Source organism: Pseudonocardia sediminis (assembly GCF_004217185.1).
Classification (GTDB): Bacteria; Actinomycetota; Actinomycetes; order Mycobacteriales; family Pseudonocardiaceae; genus Pseudonocardia; species Pseudonocardia sediminis.
This window is the reverse complement of the sequence record NZ_SHKL01000001.1, coordinates 5,184,919-5,204,473: the sequence shown is the minus strand read 5'-3', so window position 1 is coordinate 5,204,473 and position 19,555 is coordinate 5,184,919. Positions and strand designations below refer to the sequence as shown.

Here is a 19,555-nt window from a genome sequence, read left to right as displayed (position 1 = left end):
GGGCGGGGCTCAGCCCCCGCCGCAGCACCCTCCGCCGCAGCAGCCGCCCCCGCCACCGGCCGGGGCCATCGCCGGACGGGGCACGCCGCCGCCCCCGCCGGCGCGGCCGCCCAGCGAGATCGTCGACAGCAGCTTGACGGTGTCGGAGTGCCCCGCCGGGCAGTCCGCCGGATCGCCGGAGGCCGCCATCGGCCGATCGACGTCGAACGTCGACGCGCACACCCGACAGCGGAACTCGTACCGAGGCATGTGCGGAAGATTACGCCGCCCGGGCCCTGCGGAGAACCGCTCCGGCACCGCTCGCGGAGCTTCCGTGTCGCCGCACCGCACGAAAGCGCCGCAACTGCGCCGCCGCCGTCCCCGGGGCGGCCGGCTCATGGAGCGTTCGTGCGGTCGCACCGCACGAACGCTCCGGGACTGCGGCGACGAGTCCGGCTGCGGCCTACCGGCTGCGCAGGAGCTGGACCGAGCGGGGCGGCAGGGGCACGGTCGAGCCGGCGTCGACCGTCGTGGTGTCGGCGGGGCGGCCGTCGTCGGTGGTCGTGTCCAGGACCGGGTCGAAGCCGTGCTCGGTCGGCAGGACGCACTCGCCCGCCTCGTCCCCCGAGTGCAGGAGCAGCAGCCAGTAGTCCGCGAGGAGCACCGCGAGCGTCCGGGTGCCGCCGTCGTGCCAGTCGTCGTCGGTCATCGGACGCCCCGACGGATGCCACCACAGCACCTCGCCGTCGACGTAGAACTGGTCGCGGTGCAGCACCGGCGACTCCCGGCGCAGCTCGGCCACCCGTGCGGTGAACGCGGCCAGCGCCTGCGTCTCGTCGGTGGTGGTCCAGTCGACCCAGGACGTCTCGTCGTCGCGGCAGTAGGCGTTGTTGTTGCCGCCCTGGGTGCGCCAGCGCTCGTCACCGCCGACGAGCATCGGTGTGCCGACCGAGAGCAGCAGCGTGGCCATGATCGACCGGGCGGTGGCCAGACGTGCCTGCCGGACGTCGGGGGAGTCGGTCTCGCCCTCGACCCCGAAGTTCTGCGAGCGGTTGTCGTCGGTGCCGTCGCGGTTGTCCTCGCCGTTGCCCTCGTTGTGCTTGCGCTCGTAGGAGACGAGGTCGCGCAGGGTGAACCCGTCGTGCGCGGTGACGAAGTTGACCGAGGCCCACGGTCGGCGCCCGGACAGGCCGTAGATGTCGGAGCTGCCGGTCATCCGCGACGCCAGCTCGGCGATCCCGCCGTGCCCGCGCCAGAAGTCCCGCACGGCGTCGCGGTAGCGCCCGTTCCACTCCGACCAGGCGACGCCGAACCCGCCGACCCGGTAGCCCTCGCCGGTCGCGTCCCACGGCTCGGCGATCAGCTTGGCGCTGGAGAGGATCGGGTCCTGGGCGATGGCGGTCAGCAGCGCCGAGCTGGGGTCGAACGCCCCCGAGCGCGGCCGTCCGAGGACGCTGGCCAGGTCGATCCGGAACCCGTCGACGCCGAACGCGGTCACCCAGTGCCGCAGCGCGTCGCAGATCAGGCGGATCACCGTGGGCGAGCCGGCGTCGAGGGTGTTGCCGGTGCCGGTGATGTCGTTGTCGTGCCCGGACCCGCCGAGCGAGTAGTAGGCCGGGGCGTCGAGGCCGCGGTAGGAGATCGTCGTGCCGCCGACCCCGCCCTCGCAGGTGTGGTTCGGGACGACGTCGAGGATCACCTCGATCCCGGCCGCGTGCAGCGTGTCGACCATCGTCGCGAACTCGGTGACCTCGTTGCCGGGGACGCTCGCGTAGCCCGGGTGCGGGGCCAGGAAGCCCAGCGTGGAGTAGCCCCAGTAGTTCACCGCGCCGCGTTCGAGCAGCGGCGGCTCGTCGGCGATCGCGTTCACCGGCAGCAGCTCGACGGCCGTCACACCGATCCGTGTCAGGTGCTCGACGACGGCCGGGTGCGCCAGGCCCAGGTAGGTCCCGCGCTGCTCGGGCGGCACCTCGGGGTGCAGGCGCGTGTAGCCGCGCACGTGCAGCTCGCAGATCACGGTGTCCGACCACGGCACGTCCGGGCGGGGCCGCAGCGGCTCGCGGTCCGGCGCCACGACGACCGACAGCGGGACGTGCCCGAGCGAGTTGACGGTGCTCGGCCGCCCCGTCATCGGGTCGTCGACCCAGCCGCGGGCGGCGTCGAGGTCGGTGACGCGTCCGGTGACCTGCTTCGCGTACGGGTCGACCAGGATCTTCTGCGGGTTCGCCCGGACGCCCTGCCACGGCCGGTAGGGCCCGTGCACCCGGAACCCGTAGCGCTGCCCGGGCGCCACGCCGGGCACGTACCCGTGCCACACGCCGAACGTGTGCTCGCCGAGCTCGACCCGGCGCTCGGTCAGCTCGCCGGGCCCTCCGTCGGGAGGGCCGTCCACCAGGCAGACCTCGACCACCTCCGCGCTGGTGGAGGCCACGGCGAAGCGCGTTCCGTGATCGTCGGGATGGGCACCCAAGGGGAAGACCGGCACGATCGGCGAGGATAGAGGTGTGGCCACCCCCGGAACCCCGCCCACGCCCGGCGTCACACCGACGGATGCCGATTTCGACGACTACGTGATCGCGATGGACGGTGTCGCCGTCCGACGCTGTCCCGCGACCCTGCTCGACGCCGTCGACTGGCGCGTCGAGCTCGACGAACGCTGGGTCGTGCTCGGCCCGAACGGCGCCGGCAAGACCACCCTGCTGCGACTGGCCGGCGCCGAGATGCACCCGACCGCCGGCACCGTGCACGTGCTCGGCGAGCGGATCGGCCGGGTCAACCTGTTCGAGCTGCGGCCCCGGATCGGGCTGACCTCGGCGAACCTCGGTGTCCGCATCCCGGGCGACGAGATCGTCAGCGACGTCGTGGTCAGCGCCGGGTACGGCGTGCTCGGCCGCTGGCGCGAGGACTACGACACCACCGACACCGCGCGCGCCGGGTACCTGCTCGAGACCCTCGGCATGGGCAAGCTCGTCGACCGCGCCTACGGGACGCTGTCCGAGGGCGAGCGCAAGCGCACCCTGATCGCCCGCGCGCTGATGACCGACCCGGAGCTGCTGCTTCTCGACGAGCCCGCCGCCGGCCTCGACCTCGGCGGCCGCGAGGACCTGGTCTCGCGCCTGTCGACGCTCGCGATGGATGCGGAGGCGCCGGCGTCGGTGCTGGTCACCCACCACGTCGAGGAGATCCCGCCCGGCTACACCCACGGCATGCTGCTGCGCGACGGACGCGTGGTCGCCTCGGGGCTGCTCGACGACGTCCTGACCGACGAAGCCCTCTCCGACACGTTCGGCCTCCCGCTGCAGGTCGCCCGCCGCCGGGGCCGCTACACCGCCTGGCGCCGCGACTGACCGTCGCCGGGCCGCCGTCGAGGGGTGTCCCGAAGGGTCCCCTCGCTCATCGGGCGGCCCCGAAGGTTCCCCTCGTGACACCCGGCGGTGGCCCGGACCGGTGAGCCGGGGTGTCGCGTGGGGTCCCCTCGCTCACCCTGTGGTCCCGGGGGGTCCCCTCGTGGCGAGGGGAACGACCGGAGCGCTGGGGAACGGCCGGAGCGTGGGGGCGCGGGCCGGGGCGTCGCGGCGCCGTGGGTGGTCGGGCCACGGGTTAGGGTCCGCTCGTGACCGAATTCGTGAGCCTGTCCGTGGACGACGGCGTCGGGACCATCCGGATCGACCGGCCGCCGATGAACGCGTTGAACCGCCAGATCCAGCAGGAGCTGCTGACCGTCTCCGACGAGGCGGACACCCGCGCCGACGTGCGCGCCGTCGTCGTCTACGGCGGGGAGAAGACGTTCGCCGCGGGCGCGGACGTCAAGGAGATGGCGACCATGTCCTACTCGGACATGGCCCCGGTCGCGCGGAAGCTCTCCGCCGGCCTCGGCGCGATCTCCACGATCGCCAAGCCGACCGTCGCCGCGGTGACCGGCTACGCCCTGGGCGGCGGCCTCGAGGTCGCGCTCGGCGCCGACCGCCGGATCGTCGGCGACAACGCCAAGCTCGGCTTCCCGGAGATTCTGCTCGGCATCTTCCCGGGCGGCGGCGGGACGCAGCGCCTGGCGCGCCTGATCGGCCCGTCGCGGGCCAAGGACCTGATCTACACCGGCCGGATGGTCACCGCCGAGGAGGCGCTGGCGATCGGGCTGGTCGACGAGGTCGTCCCCGCCGACGAGGTCTACTCCCGCTCCGTCGCCTACGCCGCACAGTTCAAGGCCGGCCCCGCGCTCGCCCTGGCCGCGGCCAAGAAGGCGATCGACGGCGGCCTGGACACCGACCTGCGCACCGGCCTGGACATCGAGTCCGAGCTGTTCGCCGGGATCTTCGCCAGCGAGGACGCCCGGGCGGGCAAGGAGTCGTTCGTGCAGAACGGCCCGGGCAAGGCCACCTTCACCGGACGCTAGAGGGCATCACCACCGGCCCGGCCGGACGTCGCGTGCGGCGTCCGACCGGGCCGTCGCCGTGTCGGAGGCCGACGCTCAGCGGGCCCGGACGTGAGCGCTCCGCCGGTCAGCTCGTAGCGCTCGTGCGACTCCGGCCACCGGTCGAGGTCGTCGACCGTCCAGCCGTCGGCCGGTCGTGCGAGCTGGTGCGGCTCACTCACCTGGTCCGTCATGGCGCTCATGGTCCCACCGTGACACGGGGGTCCGACAGTTCTGCCCGGTCGGAGCCTCTGCGATGCTCCTACCCATGAGTACGGACCCGGTCCCCACCCCGCACGCCACCGCCGAGCAGGTCGAGGCCGCGTGGGGGGACCCGAAGCTCGCCAACGTGCTCTACCACGACTGGGAGGCCGGGACCTACGACGAGAAGTGGTCGATCAGCTACGACGAGCGCTGCATCGACTACGCCGCCGGACGGTTCCGTCTCGCCGCGCCCTGGGACGGGCGCCCGTACCTCCGGGCCCTGGAGCTGGGCAGCGGCACCGGCTTCTTCCTGCTCAACCTCATGCAGGCCGGGGTGGCCGACCGCGGAGCGGTGACCGACCTGTCCCCGGGCATGGTCGAGGCGGCGCTGCGCAACGCCCGTCACCTGGACCTCGACGTCGAGGGCAGGGTCGCCGACGCCGAGCGGATCCCGTACCCCGACGACAGCTTCGACCTCGTCGTCGGGCACGCGGTGCTGCACCACATCCCGGACGTCGAGGCCGCGCTGCGCGAGGTCCTGCGCGTGCTGGAGCCGGGCGGGCGGTTCGTGTTCGCCGGCGAGCCGACGACGGTCGGTGACGCCTACGCCCGCAAGCTCGGGCAGTGGACCTGGAAGGCGACCACCACGCTGACGAAGCTGCCCGGCCTGACCGGCTGGCGGCGTCCGCAGCACGAGCTCGACGAGTCCTCGCGCGCGGCGGCGCTGGAGTCGGTCGTCGACATCCACACGTTCGACCCGGACGAGCTGGAGGGGACCGCACGCCGGGCCGGTGCCCGTGACGTCCGCGTCGCGACCGAGGAGTTCAGCGCCGCGATGCTCGGGTGGCCGGTGCGCACGTTCGAGGCCGCCGTCCCGCCCGGGCGCCTGGGCTGGAACTGGGCGATGTTCGCCTTCCACGGCTGGCAGCGACTGTCCTGGGTGGACGAGCACCTGCTCTCGCGCGTCGTCCCGCGGTCCTGGTTCTACAACGCGCTGGTCACCGGCACCAAGCCGCGATGACTTCTCCGGAACGGCTCCGCGCAGCGATGGCCCGCGTCACACTCGACGACGTGGAGCATCCGCTCGAGCCGTTCTGGCGCGGCATCATCGCCTACCGGGTGCTGACGCTGATCACCGTCATCGCGGTGACGCTCTACCACCTTCCGGGCTACTCCTCGATGCTCGGCGCGGTCGGGGTGCTGGTCGCGATGACCGCCTGGACCCTGGTCACGTCCTGGGGCTACCTGGGCGGACTGCCCGGCGCCCCGGACCATCGCGGGCGCCTGGCGCTGGCCGACCTCGCCGTCTGCGTCGCGGTCATGGCGACCACCCCGCTGATCGTCACCGACGCGGCGCTCGACCTCGGGCAACCGGGCATGGGCTCCATCTGGACGTCCGGTTCGGTGCTGGCCTGCGCCGTCGCCCACCGGGTGCGCGGCGGCGTGGCCGCGGCGCTGGTGATCTCCGGAGCACTGGTGCTGTCCAAGCAGCGTCTCGGGGTGCTCGAGCTCGGTGACATCCAGCTGCTCGTGCTCGCCGGGCTGACCGTCGGGTTCGCCTCCCGGGTGCTCACCCGCACCGCGGCCCGCCTGCGCCGCCTCGCCGCGGAGCAGGCCGCCGACGCCGAGCGCGAACGCCTGACCCGATCCATCCACGACGGTGTGCTGCAGGTCCTCGCGCACGTGCAGCGCCGCGGCTCCGAGATCGGGGGCGGTGCCGCCGAGCTGGGCACGCTCGCCGGGGAGCAGGAGGTCGCGCTGCGCACCCTGCTCACCGCCGGCGCCGGGAACTCCGACGCCTCCGGGCACCGTGACCTCGGCGCCGCACTGCGCACGCTGTCCTCGCCGCGCGTCACCGTCTCCGCGCCGGCGCACGCCCTGGAGCTCGCCGCGCCGACCGTCGACGAGATCGAGGCCGCGGTGCGGGCCGCGCTGGCCAACGTCGTGGCGCACGCCGGTCCGGACGCGCGGGCGTGGGTGCTCGTCGAGGCCGTGCGCGATGAGAGGGGCGGCGACGCGCTGGAGGTCAGCGTCCGCGACGACGGCCCCGGCATCCCGGAGGGGCGCCTGGCCAAGGCCGAGGCGGAGGGCCGGCTCGGCGTGGCGCGCTCGATCCGTGGCCGCGTCGAGCAGCTGGGTGGCACGCTGACTCTCGACACGGGACCGGACCGCGGGACCGAATGGGTGCTGCGGGTGGCCCGGACGGACGGCGCAGCGCAGTTGTAGCAGGGCGGTTGTAGCAGGGCGGTCGTGACGGAGCGTCGGTGACGGTCGGTCCGGCGGGCGAGAGGGGTGCGGCGATGGGGGACGAGCAGGCGGTGCGGGTGATGGTCGTCGACGACCACCCCATCTGGCGCGAGGGAGTCGCCCGTGACCTGACCGACCGGGGCTGCGAGGTCGTGGCCACCGCACCCGACGGCCCGGCCGCGGTGCGGATCGCCACCGCCGTGCGCCCCGACGTGGTCCTGATGGACCTCAACCTGGGCGCGACGTCCGGTGTGGACGCGATCGGCGAGATCATGGGCCGGCTCCCCGACACCCGGATCCTGGTGCTCTCCGCGAGCGGCGAGCATGCCGACGTGCTGGAGGCGGTCAAGGCCGGCGCCACCGGCTACCTGGTGAAGTCGGCCGGGGTGGACGAGCTGCTCGACGCCGTGCGGCGCACCGCCCGCGGGGTCGCGGTGTTCACGCCGGGGCTGGCCGGGCTGGTGCTGGGGGAGTTCCGGCGGATGGCCGACGCGCCCGCGCGCCCGCAGGGCGGGGCGGGTGGGGATGTCCCGGTCCCGGCCCTGACCGAGCGCGAGACCGAGGTGCTGCGCCTGGTCGCCAAGGGCCTGACGGCCAAGCAGATCGGTGAGCGCCTCGTCGTCTCGCACCGCACCGTGGAGAGCCACATCCAGAACACGCTGCGCAAGCTGCAGCTGCACAACCGGTCCCAGCTCGTCCGGTACGCGATCGAGCAGGGCCTCGCGGACGACTGAGGACCTCCCCGCCCGATCAGGACCCCGACATCGGTGCGGGCGCGGACGTCCGTTCGGTGGCACGATGACTGATCCATACGGGGTGACGAGCGGACGCGGCGGGGGAATCGGCACGGTGGAGCACGACGAGTCCATCGGCGTCGTCGTCGTCGGACGCCCCCCGGTGCCGTCGACGGTCCGCGTCCTCGACACCCCGGCGCCGCCCGATCTGGCCGCCTCCGTGGCCCGGCACCGTCCGCGGATGGTCCTGATCGACCTGGACGCCGGCCGTGACGCGGGGGTGGTCGCCATCGCGACCCTGGCCACCCGCTCGCCGGACGTCCCGATCGTCGCCTCCTCGGCCGCGGCCGAGCACTCGACCGTCCTCGACGCCGTGCGCGCAGGGGCCACCGGGTACGCGGTCGGGGCGGACCCGACGTCGATGGCCGGCATCGTCGACGCCGTCGTCGAGGGACGTCCGGCGTTCAGCCCCGGACTGGCCGCGGTGGTGCTCGACGCCGTCGCCGCTCCGGCCGCGGCGAGCGCACCACCGCTGAGCCCGCGCGAGTCCGACGTCCTGCGCCTGGTCGTCGAGGGCCTCACCGCACGCCAGATCGCCGGACGCCTGGTGCTCTCCCCGCGCACGGTGGAGAACCACGTCCAACGGCTGCTGCGCAAGTTCGGCGTCCCCGGCCGCGGCGCCCTGGTCCGCTACGCGATCGAGCACGGTCTGGCGTAGCGCTCACACCGAGGCCAGGCGGGTGAGCACCGCCTCCAGGACGGTGGGGACGTCGGCGTCGAGGGCGACCTGCACCCGCGGGCCGGTCGCGTCTGCGGAGTGGTCGGCCACCGTGGCGCCGCGGGCCGGGCCGAGGTCGCAGGCCACCCGTACCGGCAGCGGCGTGGTGCGCAGCGACCCCGGGGCGACGCACTCCAGCAGGGCCAGCGCGTCGTGCATCGCGACGGCGTCGCGGCCGTGGTCGGCCGAGTAGAACGCGTGGTACGGGACGATCATCGCGGCCAGCTCCGCGCACACCGGGTCGGCCCCGGCCAGCCGTTCCAGCCACGGCGTGCCGACCATGCAGCGCAGCGTCAGGTCCAGCGGCACGAGCGTCACCGGCACCTCGGCCTGGGTGAGCACGCGGTGCGCGGCCTCGGGGTCGATGTGGACGTTGAACTCGGCCGCGCCGGTCACGTTGCCGGCACCCAGCGCGCCGCCCATGACCACGACCCGGCCGATCCTCTCCGTCAGCTCGGGATGGGTGGCCAGCAGCAGTGCGGTGTCGGTCAGCGGCCCGATCGAGGCGATCGTGACCGGTTCGGTCGCCCCGCGCAGGACGTCGGCCATCAGGTCGACGCCGGGGCGCGGGTCGAGCGGCGCGAGGTCGGTGAGCCCGGCGGATCGCCCGCCGAGGCCGTCCACGCCGTGCACGTGCCCGGCCCGGGCGGGGAGGTCGTGGACGAGCGGCCGGGACGCGCCCGCGGCCACCGGGACGTCGGAGCGTCCGAGCAGCGCGACCAGCTGACGGGCGTTGCGAAGCGTGTCGTCGAGCGCGACGTTGCCGAACGCGGCGACGACCGCGCGCACGTCGACCTCGGGGCTGCGCAGCGCGAGGACCAGCGCGACCGCGTCGTCCACGCCGGGGTCGGTGTCGATGATCAGCGGTGTCGGCACCCGCGCCTCCTCCTGTGATGATCCGTTCGCGGGACCAGCATGCCCCTACGATCGGAGCGGTGCAGGAGCGGTGTGGCGACGCGGTCGTCGTGGTCGGGGCGGTCAACGTGGACCTGGTGGTGGCGGCCGCGCGGCTGCCCGGGCCGGGGGAGACCGTCGTCGGCGGGGACCTGGCGCGCTACGGCGGCGGCAAGGGCGCGAACGCCGCGGTCGCCGCGGCGCGGGCCGGTGCGCCGGTGGAGCTCGTCGGCGCGGTCGGCGCCGACGCCGAGGGCACCGGGGCCGTCGACGAGCTGTGCGCGGAGGGCGTCGGGACCTGCGGTGTCGCCCGCCTCGACGGCGTCCCGACCGGGGTGGCGCTGATCGTCACCGACGACGCGGGGGAGAACCAGATCGCGGTCGGGGCCGGGGCGAACGCCCGGGTGGACGCGGACGCGGTACGCACGGCGCTCGACGGCGTCCTGGACCGGGCCGGGTGCGTGCTCGTCAGCACGGAGATCCCGGACGACGCGGTCGTCGCCGCCGTGCGCGCCGCCGGTGCGGCCGGCGTGGCGTGCGTGCTCAACCCGGCGCCGGTCACCGGTGCCGTGCTCGACCTGCTCGGCGACGCTCCGGTGCTCACCCCGAACCGCTCCGAGCTGGCCGACCTGCACACCCGCGCCGGGTTGCCGGACGCCGCCGACGACCGGGCCCGCGCGGTGGCCCTGGCCGGGCGGACCGGGGCGCCGGTCGTGGTCACCCTGGGCGGGGACGGGGTGCTGCTGGCCCACCCGGACGGCGCGGTGCGGGAGATCCCCGCCGGGGCGGCGCAGGTCCGCGACACCACCGGCGCCGGCGACACGTTCAACGGGGTGCTGGCCGCCGGTCTCGCCGCGGGCCGCGACCTGTCCGACGCCGCCGCCACGGCCGTCGTCGCGGCGTCGCTGTCGGTCGCGTCCGAGGGCGCGCGGACCGGGATGCCCCGCGCGGCGGAGATCGACGCCGCCCGGGGCTGAGCGGCTACTCGCTGCGGGTCGGCTCGTCCTCGTTGTCCGCGGCGACCTCCTGGGCGGCGCGGTCGGTCGCGCCGGAGTCGCCGGACGCGCTCGAGCTGCTCGCCGGGCGCGGGGTGCCGTCCTTGCCGTAGTCGTCGCGGGTGGTGCCGGCCCCGGCCCCGGTGACCTCGCCGGTCCCGACGTCGGTGCCGTCGTCCGGGCCGGGGCTGGTGCTGTCGTCCGGGTGTGCGTCGGGCGTGGTCATCTGCTGCCTCCGTGTCGTGGCGCACCCGGCGGCGCTGCGCGGACGCGGTATCCGCCCTGGGTACCCGCGTGCGGTGCGGGGCAACCCCCATAGGCTCGACGGTCATGGGCAGGACGTGGGACCGGGTGCGCGGACGCGACCCCGAGCAGGTGAGGCTCTTCGGCCTCGACTCGCTGCGCTGGGTGCTGGGCAACCGCGCGTACACGCCCTGGTACCTGCTGCGGTACTGGCGGCTGCTGAAGCTGCGGATCACCCACCCGCAGGTGGTGCTGCGCGGGATGGTGTTCCTCGGGCGCGGGGTGGAGATCGAGGCCCGCCCCGGGTTCGGCCGCCTGGAGATCGGACGCTGGGTGCACATCGGCGACGGCACGTCGCTGCGATGCCACGAGGGCTCGATGCGGATCGGCGACAAGGTCGTGTTCGGCCGCAACAACACCGTCAACTGCTACCTCGACGTCGAGATCGGCGCGGCGACCCTGGTCGCGGACTGGGTCTACGTCACCGACTTCGACCACGTCACCGCGGACGTGCACACCCCGATCAAGGATCAGGGCATCACCAAGACGCCGGTGCGGATCGGGCCCGAGTGCTGGCTCGGGGTGAAGACGTCGGTGCTGCGCGGCACCCGGATCGGGCGGGGCTCCGTGCTCGGGGCGCACGCCGTCGCCCGCGGTGACCTGCCCGCCTACGCGATCGCCGTCGGCGCCCCGGCCCGCGTCGTCCGCGACCGGCAGGCCGACTACGAGGCCGCCGCCGCCGAACGCGCCGCCATCGCCGACATGGCCCGCAAGGCCGACAAGGCCGTCCAGGCCCGCCTGCACCGCGGCTGACCGGTCAGGAGCGACCGAGGACGTTGCCGGTGGGGATCTTCGGGCGGGCCAGTGGACGGGGGCCGCCGTTCGGGGCGCCGGCGTAGATCGCGGCGGTGTCGGCGGCGATGGCCGTCCAGTCGAAGTCGCGGCGCAGGCGGGCCTTCCCGGCGCGGGCCCGGCGGGCGGCCGCGGCGGGGTCGGACAGGGCCCGGGAGACGGCGTCGGCGATCCCCGGCACGTCGCCGGGGGCGAAGGCGAGACCCGTCTCGCCGTCGCGGACGACCTCGCCGAGACCACCGGCCGTCGACGCCACGAGCGTCGCCCCGACCGCGGCCGCCTCCAGCGCGACGATCCCGAACGGCTCGTAGCGGCTCGGCAGCACGACCGCGTCCGCGGTGCGCAGCAGAGCGGCCAGCTCGGCGTCGGGCAGGTGCCCGAGGAACTCCACGCTGCGCCCGACCCGGTGCGCGGCGACCCGTTCGTCGAGGAACTCCCGCTGCGTCCCGGACCCGGCGACCAGCAGCCGCGTGCCGGGGTGGCGCCGGCGGATCCGGGGCAGCGCCGCGATCAGGTCCTGGACGCCCTTCTCGTACTCCAGCCGTCCGAAGTAGACGAGCTGCGGTCCCGGTGAGGCCGCGCGCGCGTCCCGGGCGGCCTGCGCCGCGGCCCGCGGGACCCGCCAGCGGCCGGCGTCGATGCCGTTGTGCACCACCGAGACCCGGTCCGGGTCGAGGTCGTAGAGCGTCGCCACCTCGGTGCGCATCGCCTCCGAGCACGTGACGACGGCGTCGGCCCGGTTCGCCAGCCACCACTCGCACGAGTGCACCTGCCGGTTCAGCGGGGCCGAGAGCCACCCGGCGTGCCGGCCCGCCTCGGTGGCGTGCAGCGTCGCCACCAGCGGGACCCCGGCGATGTCGGCGAGCGCGACCGCCGGGTGCGCGACGAGCCAGTCGTGGGCGTGCACGACGTCCGGACGCCAGTCCGGCAGCAGCGAGACCAGCGCGTGCCGCACGAGCGCGTGCCCCATCGCGAGCGTCCACGCGACCATGTCGGTGAAGAACTCCAGGTGCGGCGGGTCCTCCGCGACGCGCAGCACCCGCACCCCGTCGACGTCGTCGGTGACGGTCGGATGCGTCGTCGCGTCGGTCCCGATCGGCTGCCGGGAGAGCACCACGACCTCGTGCCCGGCCGCGACGAGCTCACGGGACAGGGCGTGCACGTGCCGCCCCAGACCGCCGACGACCACCGGCGGGAACTCCCAGCTGACCATCAGCACCCGCATCACCAGATCCTGGCAAACCCGGCCCGGCCGGTTACCGGCGGGTAGCCGGACGGGGTGGCGGTCAGTCCGGCGGGGCGAGGAGGTCGCGGGCGTCGAGGTGGCCGAACGTGGGTGTGCGGGCGTCGGTCCAGTGCTCCACCCGGCGGGTGGCGGCGCGGCGGCGGCCGTCGCGGAGCAGCCCGGACAGCTCGCGGACCCGGCCGGCGTGCAGACCGGCGCGGTCGCGGGCGTAGCCGGCCGCGGAGTCCTTGCTGACCATGAACGCCCAGTCGCTGGACAGCGCGTGCAACGCCTGGTCGGCGAGCAGGTCGCGCAGCGGGTCGCGGACCGGGCCGCCGCCGGACCGGGTGAGCGCGGCGTCCGGGCCGGTGGCGGCCGGGACGGCGTCGACGGCCGCGAGCAGGTCACGCTGCACCTCGGCGTTGCGCTCGACGATGTCGCAGACCTGCGGCCCGGCCCAGACCCGCCAGTCCTTGCCCGAACCCCACGAGCACTCGTCGAGCTCCACGGGATCGCCGACCAGCCCGTCGGCGACGGCACCGCCCAGCGTGCGCACCGCCACCCCGGCCTCGGGCAGCGCGCGCAGGACGGCCTCGAGCCACTGCGGCCCCTCGTGCCACCAGTGCCCGAACAGCTCGGTGTCGAACGCGGCGACGGTCAGCCCCGGACGGCCGAGCTCGTCGCGCAGCCCCGTCAGACGCGCGACGACGGTGTCGACGAAGTCCCGCGCGTCCCGCTGCACCGCGGCCGCGGCCAGGTCCGGGTCGTAGCCGCGCTTGCGTTCGGACGGGACCCGGCGCCCGGTCACCCGCGCCGGCTTGAGCCCGGAGTCGTGGTCCCAGGTGTGGAAGTCCCGGTACTCGGCCGAGCCGGGGTAGCCCTTGCGCGGCGACCACACCCGGTAGGTGATCTCCAGGTCACGCCCGACGCACAGCACGTCGGAGTCGCCGACCGGCCGGGCCAGCCCGGTGCGCCCGCGCAGCGCCGGGCCGTCGACGAGGAACCGGGACACCCCGGCGTCGGCGTACCCGCGCTCCATCCCCGGCGCGTAGCCGCACTCCGGCGCCCAGATCCCGGACGGCGCGGAGCCGAGCCGCAGCGCGTGGTCGGCCAGCCCGGAGGTCAACGAGAAGCGGCGCACCCGCGGGTCGAGCAGGGGTGCGAACGGGTGCGCGGCCGGACCGCCCAGCAGCTCGACGGCGCCGGCGTCGGACAGCCCGCGCAGCACCGGGGACCCGCCGTGGCGCCAGTGCCGCTCGAACTCCTCCGTCGCGGCCGTGGAGACGCGGTGCTCGTGCGCGGCCAGGTCGGGCAGGCGGGTCGCGGCGGAGTGCGCGCGCAGCGTCCAGCCGCCGAGCCAGTCGTGCACCCCGCGCAGGCAGTGCGGGTCGTCGAGCTGCGAGGCGAGCACCGGGGTGACGCCGAGGGTGAGCAGGTCGCGACGGCCCTCCGCGGCGAGACGGCGCAGCATCGCCGTCACCGGGAGGTAAGCGTGCGCCCAGGACTGGTAGAGCCACTCCTCGCCGACCGGCCAGCGCCCGTGGTGCGCCAGCAGCGGCAGGTGCGAGTGCAGGACCAGGCAGAACGTGCCGACCGGGTTCTGTGGATCGCCCGCCCCCGTCACGGGCGGCGGGCCGCGACCAGCAGGTCGAGGCTGTCGCGCAGGTCGTCGTCGTGCAGTACGAAGTCGCTCGCGCGGATGCCGGTGACGTCCTCGCGCAGCTCCGCCGGCCACGGCTTCCCGGACACCGCGACGGCCAGCTGCGCGTCGACGAACGAGCCCCGGTACTTCCGGTCCAGCGCCCGGATGTGGCGGCCGTGGGAGAGCCCGCGCACCGAGACGTCGTCGAACCCGGCGCCGGTGACGAGCCCGGCGAGCTCGTCGGGGTCGAGCTCGCGGGTGTGGAACGGGTTGAGCGGGGTGTCGCGGCCGGGGGAGAACGTGATCCGGTTCGGCGTCGAGACCAGCAGCCGCCCGCCCGGTCGCAGTACCCGGGCGCACTCGCGCAGGAACCGCTCCTGCTCCCACAGGTGCTCGATCACCTGCAGCGACACCAGCACGTCGACCGACCCGGTGGCGACCGGCAGCGCGACCAGGTTCGCCCGCGCGATCCCGACCCGCGGGTAGCGGCGGTGGACGTGCTCCGCGGTCAGGACGTCGTAGTCCAGGGCGAGCACCTGGCGTGCGGTCCCGGCCAGGAGGTCCGCGCCGTAGCCCTCACCGCAGCCGGCCTCCAGCACCACCGCGCCCGAGCAGTCCGCGGCGATCGCGGCGTAGACGACCTCGTGGCGGCGGAACCAGTAGTTCTCCTCGGCGATGCCGGGCACGGTCCGCTCACCGGTCAGCGGGAGGCCGGTGTCGACGTCGGGGTGGGTGCTCACCCGGGTGACGGTTTCAGACCGCACCGGGACGACCCACAGGAGGGCGGTCGCCCCGGGCGGGGTCGCGGCCGCCGGTCGGGCCGCAGCCTCAGGCCGGGCCGCCGCTGACGCTGACGACCCCGCCGACGACGTAGGTCAGCCAGGCGAGGATCACCGGGTCGTCGAGGGTCAGCGGGACCTCCGGGCCGGACCAGCCCATCGGGGTGACGGGGCGGTGCGCGAGCGCGTCCTCCAGCATCCCGGCCAGCCCGTCGGTGACCCGCACGCTGCGGCCGTCGTGGGTGACCACGCGACTGCCCGGGACCGCCTCCTCGGCGTGCGCGCCGGTACTCAGGACATAGCCCGAGCCGAGACGGTCGTCGAACCCGGTCACCTGCACGCTTCGATCCCTCCGTCGCCGACACCCATCGACGACGTCGACCGTAGCGAAGGCGGCCGGGCGGGTCCCCGGGCGTGGCCCGTGACGTCGCGCGCACGTGGGGGAGCGCACAACGCTGCGTCCACGATCCGGTGACGGTCGGCGACGCCCGCAGGTGAGACGGGTCACCGACGAGCACGTTGCGGAGAGGCTACTCGTCGGTAACAATCGGGATCACACGGCCCGACATGCCGGAACGCAACCATCACTGGCAGAGTCGTCGCCGAACTGACGTCACGCATCGACGCGATCGGCCACCGGCCCCGACGAGGTCGGCACGACCGCCCCGCGGAGATGCGCGAAGGTACCGGCGCCGAGTGCCCACCCGGGCAGGATCGGCGTCCATCCCGGGACAGCCGGGCACGGTCGGCGCACGGCGCCGGCCGAGGAAGAACTAGGCGGCGTGCGTGAGGCAGGCCGTCGCGGCAGGAGGTCGAAGAGGTCCGATGAAGATCGTCGCACTGATCAAGCAGGTGCCCGACACCTACTCCGAACGCAAGCTCTCCGACTCCGACCAGACTCTGGACCGTGAGGGCACCGAGGCCGTCATCGACGAGATCAACGAGCGCGCGGTCGAGGCGGCGCTGTTGCTCAAGGAGGCCAACGACGGCTCCGAGGTCGTCGTCGTGTCGATGGGCCCGGACCGCGCGACCGACGCGATCCGCAAGGCGCTGTCGATGGGCGCGGACTCCGCGGTGCACCTCTCGGACGAGGCCATCCACGGCTCGTGCGCGGTGCAGACCGCGAAGGCGCTGTCGAAGGTGATCGGCACCGTCGAGGGCTGGGACCTGATCGTCGCCGGCGAGCAGGCCTCCGACGGCCAGATCGGCGCCGTCCCGGCGATGATCGGTGACGTGCTGGGCGTCCCGTCGCTGACCCACGTGGTCGAGCTCGAGGTCGCCGGTTCGACGGTCAACGCCAAGCGCGAGACCGACGACGGCGTGACCCGTCTGACCGCCGAGCTCCCGGCCGTGGTGTCGATCGGCGAGAAGGCCAACGAGCCCCGCTACCCCTCGTTCAAGGGGATCATGGCCGCGAAGAAGAAGCCGGTCACCACGCTCGACCTGGCCGGTGCCGGGATCGACGCCTCCGAGGTCGGTCTGGCCAACGCGCTCACCAGCGTCACGAGCGCCGCCCCGAAGCCGCCGAAGCAGGCCGGCGAGAAGGTCACCGACGAGGGCGACGGCGGCGCGAAGATCGCCGAGTACCTGGTCGGCCAGAAGCTCATCTGATCACCCCGACACGAAGCGAAGGCAGGAGAAGCGAACATGGCTGAGGTCCTGGTCCTCGTCGACCACGTCGAGGGCGAGATCAAGAAGACCACCTACGAGCTGCTGACCGCGGCGCGGGCGCTCGGCGAGCCGTCCGCGGTCGTCGTCGGCGCCCCGGGCACCGCGGCGAAGCTGGCCGACGGGCTCACCGCGCACGGCGCGGAGAAGATCTACGTCGCCGAGTCCGACTCGACCGACTTCCTCACCCCCGAGGTGACGGTGCTCGAGTCCCTGATCGGCTCGGCCTCCCCGGCCGCGGTCCTGATCAGCGGCTCCGCCGACGGCAAGGAGGTCGCCGGCCGCGTCGCGGTGCGGACGAACTCCGGACTGCTCGGCGACGTCGTCGGTGTCGCCGACGGTTCGGTGTCGCACTCGGTCTTCGGTGGCGCCTACACCGCCGAGGCGAAGTCGAACACCGAGCACCCGGTCATCACCGTGCGCCCGGGCTCGATCGAGATCGCCGAGACCGCCGGTGCCGGCGCGCAGGAGACCGTCGAGGTCCCCGCCGCGCCGTCGCCGCAGGCCACCGTCACCGGCCGCGAGCTGGTCGAGGCCGGCGACCGCCCGGAGCTGACCGAGGCGACCGTCGTCGTCTCCGGTGGGCGCGGCGTGGGCTCGCAGGACGACTTCACCGTCATCGAGGGCCTGGCCGACTCGCTCGGCGCCGCCGTCGGTGCCTCGCGTGCTGCGGTCGACTCCGGCTACTACCCGCCGCAGTTCCAGGTCGGGCAGACCGGCAAGACGGTGTCGCCGCAGCTCTACATCGCGCTCGGCATCTCCGGTGCGATCCAGCACCGCGCCGGGATGCAGACCTCGAAGACGATCATCGCCATCAACAAGGACGACGAGGCGCCGATCTTCGAGATCGCCGACTACGGCATCGTGGGCGACCTGTTCAAGGTCGCGCCGCAGCTGCAGGAGGAAGTCGCCAAGCGCAAGAGCTGACCCCCCCGTGAGTGAAAACCGTCGCCCTGGCGACGATTTCCGCTCACGAGGTCGGTAGACCGACGTGTCGACGCCCGGGTGCACCACGCACCCGGGCGTCGTCGCGTGTGGGGGTGCCGTTCACGTCGGCGCGGCCTCGCCGTCGCCGGGACGCGTGATGTCCGGTCCCGTTCACCGTTGGGCCATCCGGGTGTCGTCGCGGACCCGTCCGGCGGACTCCCGCGCCCGGTACCCATACCCCCGTGACGGAATCCCAGGTGATCGTCCGAACGCCGGAGGCCGCTGCCGCCCGGTACTCGCTGCTCCTGACCACCGACGCCGACGACGTCGCCGCCGCCCAGGCGCTGCGGCACTCCGTGTTCGCCGGTGAGCTCGGCGCCCGCCTCGACAGCCCGGTCGAGGGCCTCGACGTCGACCGCTTCGACGCGTTCTGCGACCACCTCGTGGTCCGCGAGGACGCGACGGGGGAGATCGTCGGGACCTACCGGATGCTGCCGCCGCACCGCGCGACCGAGGCCGGCGGGCTCTACTCCGACGGCGAGTTCCGGCTGGGGCGTCTGGACCCGCTGCGCGGGCAGCTCGTCGAGGCCGGGCGTTCCTGCGTGCACCCCGACCACCGGGCCGGGTCCGTGGTCGGGCTGGTCTGGGCGGGTATCGCGCGCTACATGCTGCTGACCGGCAACCGCTGGCTGGCCGGCTGCGCGAGCGTCCCGCTGGCCGACGGTGGCGTGCAGGCCGCGGGCGTCTGGGACAAGGTCCTGGCCGACCACATGGCGCCCGAGCAGTACCGGGTGCAGCCGCTGACCCCGTGGGACGTCCGTTCGGCCCCGCGGCACCGCAAGACGGCCCTGCCGCCGCTGCTGCGCGGCTACGTCCGCCTCGGCGCGTGGGTGTGCGGCCCGCCGGCGTACGACGCCGACTTCGACGTCGCGGACTTCTTCGTGCTCCTCGGCCTGGACCACATCGACGACCGCTACCTGCGGTTCTTCCTGGGTGGCGAGGCGGGGGCATGACCGAGGTCGTCGAACGGCCGGGCGTCCCGGTCCGGCCGTCCACCCGGCCGGTACCGGTCCTCGGCGATCTGCGGGACCACCCCACCCACCCCGGTGTCCTGCCGGCGCGCGAGCGTCCGGGCGGCCCCTGGGCGCCGTGGTCCCCGTGCGGCGACGAGTGCCTGCCGCCCCGTCCGCGGGCCGGGTGGCTGCGGGCGTCGCGACGGTTGTGCGCGCTGGCGTGCGTCGTCGCGTCCGCCGTCGTCGCCGGGTTCGTCCTGCCGTTGCTGCGCCCCGCCGGGCGGGACCGTCTGCTGCGGGCCCTGCTGGGCGGTGCGCTGCGCGCGGCCGGGGTCCGTCTGGAGGTCACCGGCTCCGACACGCTGCGCCCGGACGACGGCCGCGGCGCGCTCGTCGTGGCCAACCACCTGTCCTGGATCGACGTGCTCGCCCTCGGCGCCGTCTCGCCGGTCCGGATGCTGGCCAAGCGCGAGGTCGCGCAGTGGCCGGTGATCGGAACGCTGGCCGGCAAGGTCGGCACGCTGTTCGTCGACCGGGAGGGTCTGAGCACGCTGCCCGGCGTCGTCGACGACACCGCGGCCGCCCTGCGCGACGGCGCGCTGATCGGCGTGTTCCCGGAGGCGACGACCTGGTGCGGCGCCGCGTCGGGGGAGTTCCGCCGCGCCCCGTTCCAGGCCGCGATCGACGCGGGCGCGCCGGTCCGTCCGGTGACGTTCGCCCTGCGTACCGCGGACGGGCGGCCGACGACGGCGGCGTCGTTCGTCGGGGACCAGACCCTCGGCGACTCGCTGCTCCGCGTGCTGCGGATGCCGTCGGTGGTGTGCGCGATGACGATCTCCCCGGTGCTCGAACCGACCGGCGACCGCCGCTCGCTCGCCCGCCGGGCCGAGGCCGTCGTCCGGTCGGCGTGACCCGCGCCGGGGCGGGTGTGGCGCGAACGGGGTGGATCCGGGGGGACGCCCCG

At 74.6% G+C, this 19,555-nt stretch carries 21 protein-coding genes; 12 read left to right on the top strand and 9 right to left on the bottom strand.

Translation table 11 applies throughout. The features are described from left to right. Positions 1-9: 9 nt before the first annotated feature. Positions 10-249, bottom strand: coding sequence for a zinc ribbon domain-containing protein (locus EV383_RS24335; protein ID WP_130292083.1), 240 nt, complete (start codon positions 247-249; stop codon positions 10-12). Between the two features lie 193 nt (positions 250-442). Beyond that, the gene (gene glgX, locus EV383_RS24330) at positions 443-2,464 is read right to left on the bottom strand and encodes a glycogen debranching protein GlgX (RefSeq protein ID WP_130292082.1); all 2,022 of its coding nucleotides are present in this window, start codon (positions 2,462-2,464) and stop codon (positions 443-445) included. 94 nt (positions 2,465-2,558) lie between these two features. Here glgX and EV383_RS24325 point away from each other — a divergent pair, with 94 nt between their 5' ends. Both EV383_RS24325 and EV383_RS24320 read left to right on the top strand, forming a co-directional pair. Then, complete coding sequence (locus tag EV383_RS24325; protein WP_130294948.1) at positions 2,559-3,326, top strand: ABC transporter ATP-binding protein; 768 nt, start codon at positions 2,559-2,561, stop codon at positions 3,324-3,326. A gap of 266 nt (positions 3,327-3,592) precedes the next feature. Beyond that, positions 3,593-4,372, top strand: a complete 780-nt coding sequence (locus tag EV383_RS24320; RefSeq protein WP_130292081.1) for an enoyl-CoA hydratase/isomerase family protein — start codon at positions 3,593-3,595, stop codon at positions 4,370-4,372. On the opposite strand, the gene EV383_RS24315 is transcribed toward EV383_RS24320, so the two are convergent. Beyond that, the gene (locus EV383_RS24315) at positions 4,369-4,593 is read right to left on the bottom strand and encodes a hypothetical protein (protein WP_130292080.1); all 225 of its coding nucleotides are present in this window, start codon (positions 4,591-4,593) and stop codon (positions 4,369-4,371) included. The two genes, EV383_RS24320 and EV383_RS24315, sit on opposite strands and share 4 nt — an antisense overlap. Positions 4,594-4,658: 65 nt before the next feature. Between EV383_RS24315 and EV383_RS24310 the strand changes: the two genes are divergently transcribed. From EV383_RS24310 to EV383_RS24295, 4 genes are all read left to right on the top strand, one after another. Continuing rightward, positions 4,659-5,615 carry a class I SAM-dependent methyltransferase gene (locus tag EV383_RS24310; RefSeq protein ID WP_130292079.1) on the top strand — a complete coding sequence of 319 codons (957 nt, stop codon included), beginning with the start codon at positions 4,659-4,661 and terminating at the stop codon, positions 5,613-5,615. 50 nt (positions 5,616-5,665) lie between these two features. Continuing rightward, a complete protein-coding gene (gene macS / locus EV383_RS24305; protein WP_242623286.1) occupies positions 5,666-6,820 on the top strand; it encodes a MacS family sensor histidine kinase in 1,155 nt (384 codons plus the stop codon). A gap of 74 nt (positions 6,821-6,894) precedes the next feature. Next, complete coding sequence (locus EV383_RS24300; RefSeq protein WP_130294946.1) at positions 6,895-7,575, top strand: response regulator; 681 nt, start codon at positions 6,895-6,897, stop codon at positions 7,573-7,575. A gap of 64 nt (positions 7,576-7,639) precedes the next feature. Then, positions 7,640-8,293, top strand: coding sequence for a response regulator transcription factor (locus EV383_RS24295; protein WP_130292077.1), 654 nt, complete (start codon positions 7,640-7,642; stop codon positions 8,291-8,293). Between the two features lie 3 nt (positions 8,294-8,296). Here the strand turns inward: EV383_RS24295 and EV383_RS24290 are convergent, their stop codons facing one another. Continuing rightward, positions 8,297-9,229 (bottom strand): nucleoside hydrolase, encoded by a 933-nt coding sequence (locus EV383_RS24290; RefSeq protein ID WP_130292076.1) that lies wholly within the window; start codon positions 9,227-9,229, stop codon positions 8,297-8,299. Between the two features lie 59 nt (positions 9,230-9,288). Here EV383_RS24290 and EV383_RS24285 point away from each other — a divergent pair, with 59 nt between their 5' ends. Beyond that, entirely contained in the window at positions 9,289-10,224 is a 936-nt protein-coding gene (locus EV383_RS24285; protein ID WP_242623285.1) for a PfkB family carbohydrate kinase, read from the top strand. A gap of 4 nt (positions 10,225-10,228) precedes the next feature. Here the strand turns inward: EV383_RS24285 and EV383_RS24280 are convergent, their stop codons facing one another. After that, positions 10,229-10,468: a hypothetical protein gene (locus EV383_RS24280; protein WP_130292074.1), complete on the bottom strand. Its 240-nt coding sequence runs from the start codon at positions 10,466-10,468 to the stop codon at positions 10,229-10,231. Positions 10,469-10,572: 104 nt separating this feature from the next. Between EV383_RS24280 and EV383_RS24275 the strand changes: the two genes are divergently transcribed. Beyond that, positions 10,573-11,298 (top strand): acyltransferase, encoded by a 726-nt coding sequence (locus tag EV383_RS24275; RefSeq protein WP_130292073.1) that lies wholly within the window; start codon positions 10,573-10,575, stop codon positions 11,296-11,298. A 4-nt stretch (positions 11,299-11,302) separates the two neighbouring features. Here EV383_RS24275 and EV383_RS24270 read toward each other — a convergent pair whose 3' ends face one another. The 4 genes from EV383_RS24270 to EV383_RS24255 all read right to left on the bottom strand — a co-directional run bounded on the left by EV383_RS24270 (position 11,303) and on the right by EV383_RS24255 (position 15,323). Then, on the bottom strand, positions 11,303-12,562 hold the full coding sequence (locus EV383_RS24270) for a glycosyltransferase family 4 protein (protein ID WP_130292072.1): 1,260 nt from the start codon (positions 12,560-12,562) through the stop codon (positions 11,303-11,305). Between the two features lie 61 nt (positions 12,563-12,623). Continuing rightward, positions 12,624-14,186 (bottom strand): 1,4-alpha-glucan branching protein domain-containing protein, encoded by a 1,563-nt coding sequence (locus EV383_RS24265; protein ID WP_130292071.1) that lies wholly within the window; start codon positions 14,184-14,186, stop codon positions 12,624-12,626. Further along, positions 14,183-14,944, bottom strand: coding sequence for a class I SAM-dependent methyltransferase (locus tag EV383_RS24260; protein ID WP_130292070.1), 762 nt, complete (start codon positions 14,942-14,944; stop codon positions 14,183-14,185). The genes EV383_RS24265 and EV383_RS24260 overlap by 4 nt, the downstream gene beginning before the upstream one ends. 88 nt (positions 14,945-15,032) lie before the next feature. Next, entirely contained in the window at positions 15,033-15,323 is a 291-nt protein-coding gene (locus EV383_RS24255; RefSeq protein ID WP_130292069.1) for a hypothetical protein, read from the bottom strand. A gap of 485 nt (positions 15,324-15,808) precedes the next feature. Between EV383_RS24255 and EV383_RS24250 the strand changes: the two genes are divergently transcribed. The 4 genes from EV383_RS24250 (at position 15,809) to EV383_RS24235 (ending at position 19,502) form a co-directional block, all read left to right on the top strand. Beyond that, on the top strand, positions 15,809-16,594 hold the full coding sequence (locus EV383_RS24250) for an electron transfer flavoprotein subunit beta/FixA family protein (protein WP_130292068.1): 786 nt from the start codon (positions 15,809-15,811) through the stop codon (positions 16,592-16,594). Between the two features lie 36 nt (positions 16,595-16,630). After that, the gene (locus tag EV383_RS24245; protein WP_130292067.1) at positions 16,631-17,578 is read left to right on the top strand and encodes an electron transfer flavoprotein subunit alpha/FixB family protein; all 948 of its coding nucleotides are present in this window, start codon (positions 16,631-16,633) and stop codon (positions 17,576-17,578) included. Positions 17,579-17,820: 242 nt separating this feature from the next. Further along, a complete protein-coding gene (locus EV383_RS24240; protein WP_130292066.1) occupies positions 17,821-18,591 on the top strand; it encodes a GNAT family N-acetyltransferase in 771 nt (256 codons plus the stop codon). Continuing rightward, complete coding sequence (locus tag EV383_RS24235; protein WP_130292065.1) at positions 18,588-19,502, top strand: lysophospholipid acyltransferase family protein; 915 nt, start codon at positions 18,588-18,590, stop codon at positions 19,500-19,502. Before EV383_RS24240 ends, EV383_RS24235 begins: the two co-directional genes overlap by 4 nt. Positions 19,503-19,555 lie beyond the last annotated feature (53 nt).

Bases quoted from the DNA above. Each gene is read 5' to 3' on its own strand.
- EV383_RS24310 (WP_130292079.1), top strand. From the start codon at position 4,659: ATGAGTACGGACCCGGTCCCCACCCCGCACGCCACCGCCGAGCAGGTC.
- EV383_RS24295 (WP_130292077.1), top strand. From the start codon at position 7,640: ATGACTGATCCATACGGGGTGACGAGCGGACGCGGCGGGGGAATCGGC.
- EV383_RS24235 (WP_130292065.1), top strand. From the start codon at position 18,588: ATGACCGAGGTCGTCGAACGGCCGGGCGTCCCGGTCCGGCCGTCCACC.
- EV383_RS24280 (WP_130292074.1), bottom strand. From the start codon at position 10,468: ATGACCACGCCCGACGCACACCCGGACGACAGCACCAGCCCCGGCCCG.
- EV383_RS24270 (WP_130292072.1), bottom strand. From the start codon at position 12,562: ATGCGGGTGCTGATGGTCAGCTGGGAGTTCCCGCCGGTGGTCGTCGGC.
- EV383_RS24250 (WP_130292068.1), top strand. From the start codon at position 15,809: ATGAAGATCGTCGCACTGATCAAGCAGGTGCCCGACACCTACTCCGAA.
- EV383_RS24325 (WP_130294948.1), top strand. From the start codon at position 2,559: ATGGACGGTGTCGCCGTCCGACGCTGTCCCGCGACCCTGCTCGACGCC.
- EV383_RS24315 (WP_130292080.1), bottom strand. From the start codon at position 4,593: ATGAGCGCCATGACGGACCAGGTGAGTGAGCCGCACCAGCTCGCACGA.
- EV383_RS24335 (WP_130292083.1), bottom strand. From the start codon at position 249: ATGCCTCGGTACGAGTTCCGCTGTCGGGTGTGCGCGTCGACGTTCGAC.
- EV383_RS24245 (WP_130292067.1), top strand. From the start codon at position 16,631: ATGGCTGAGGTCCTGGTCCTCGTCGACCACGTCGAGGGCGAGATCAAG.
- EV383_RS24275 (WP_130292073.1), top strand. From the start codon at position 10,573: ATGGGCAGGACGTGGGACCGGGTGCGCGGACGCGACCCCGAGCAGGTG.
- EV383_RS24300 (WP_130294946.1), top strand. From the start codon at position 6,895: ATGGGGGACGAGCAGGCGGTGCGGGTGATGGTCGTCGACGACCACCCC.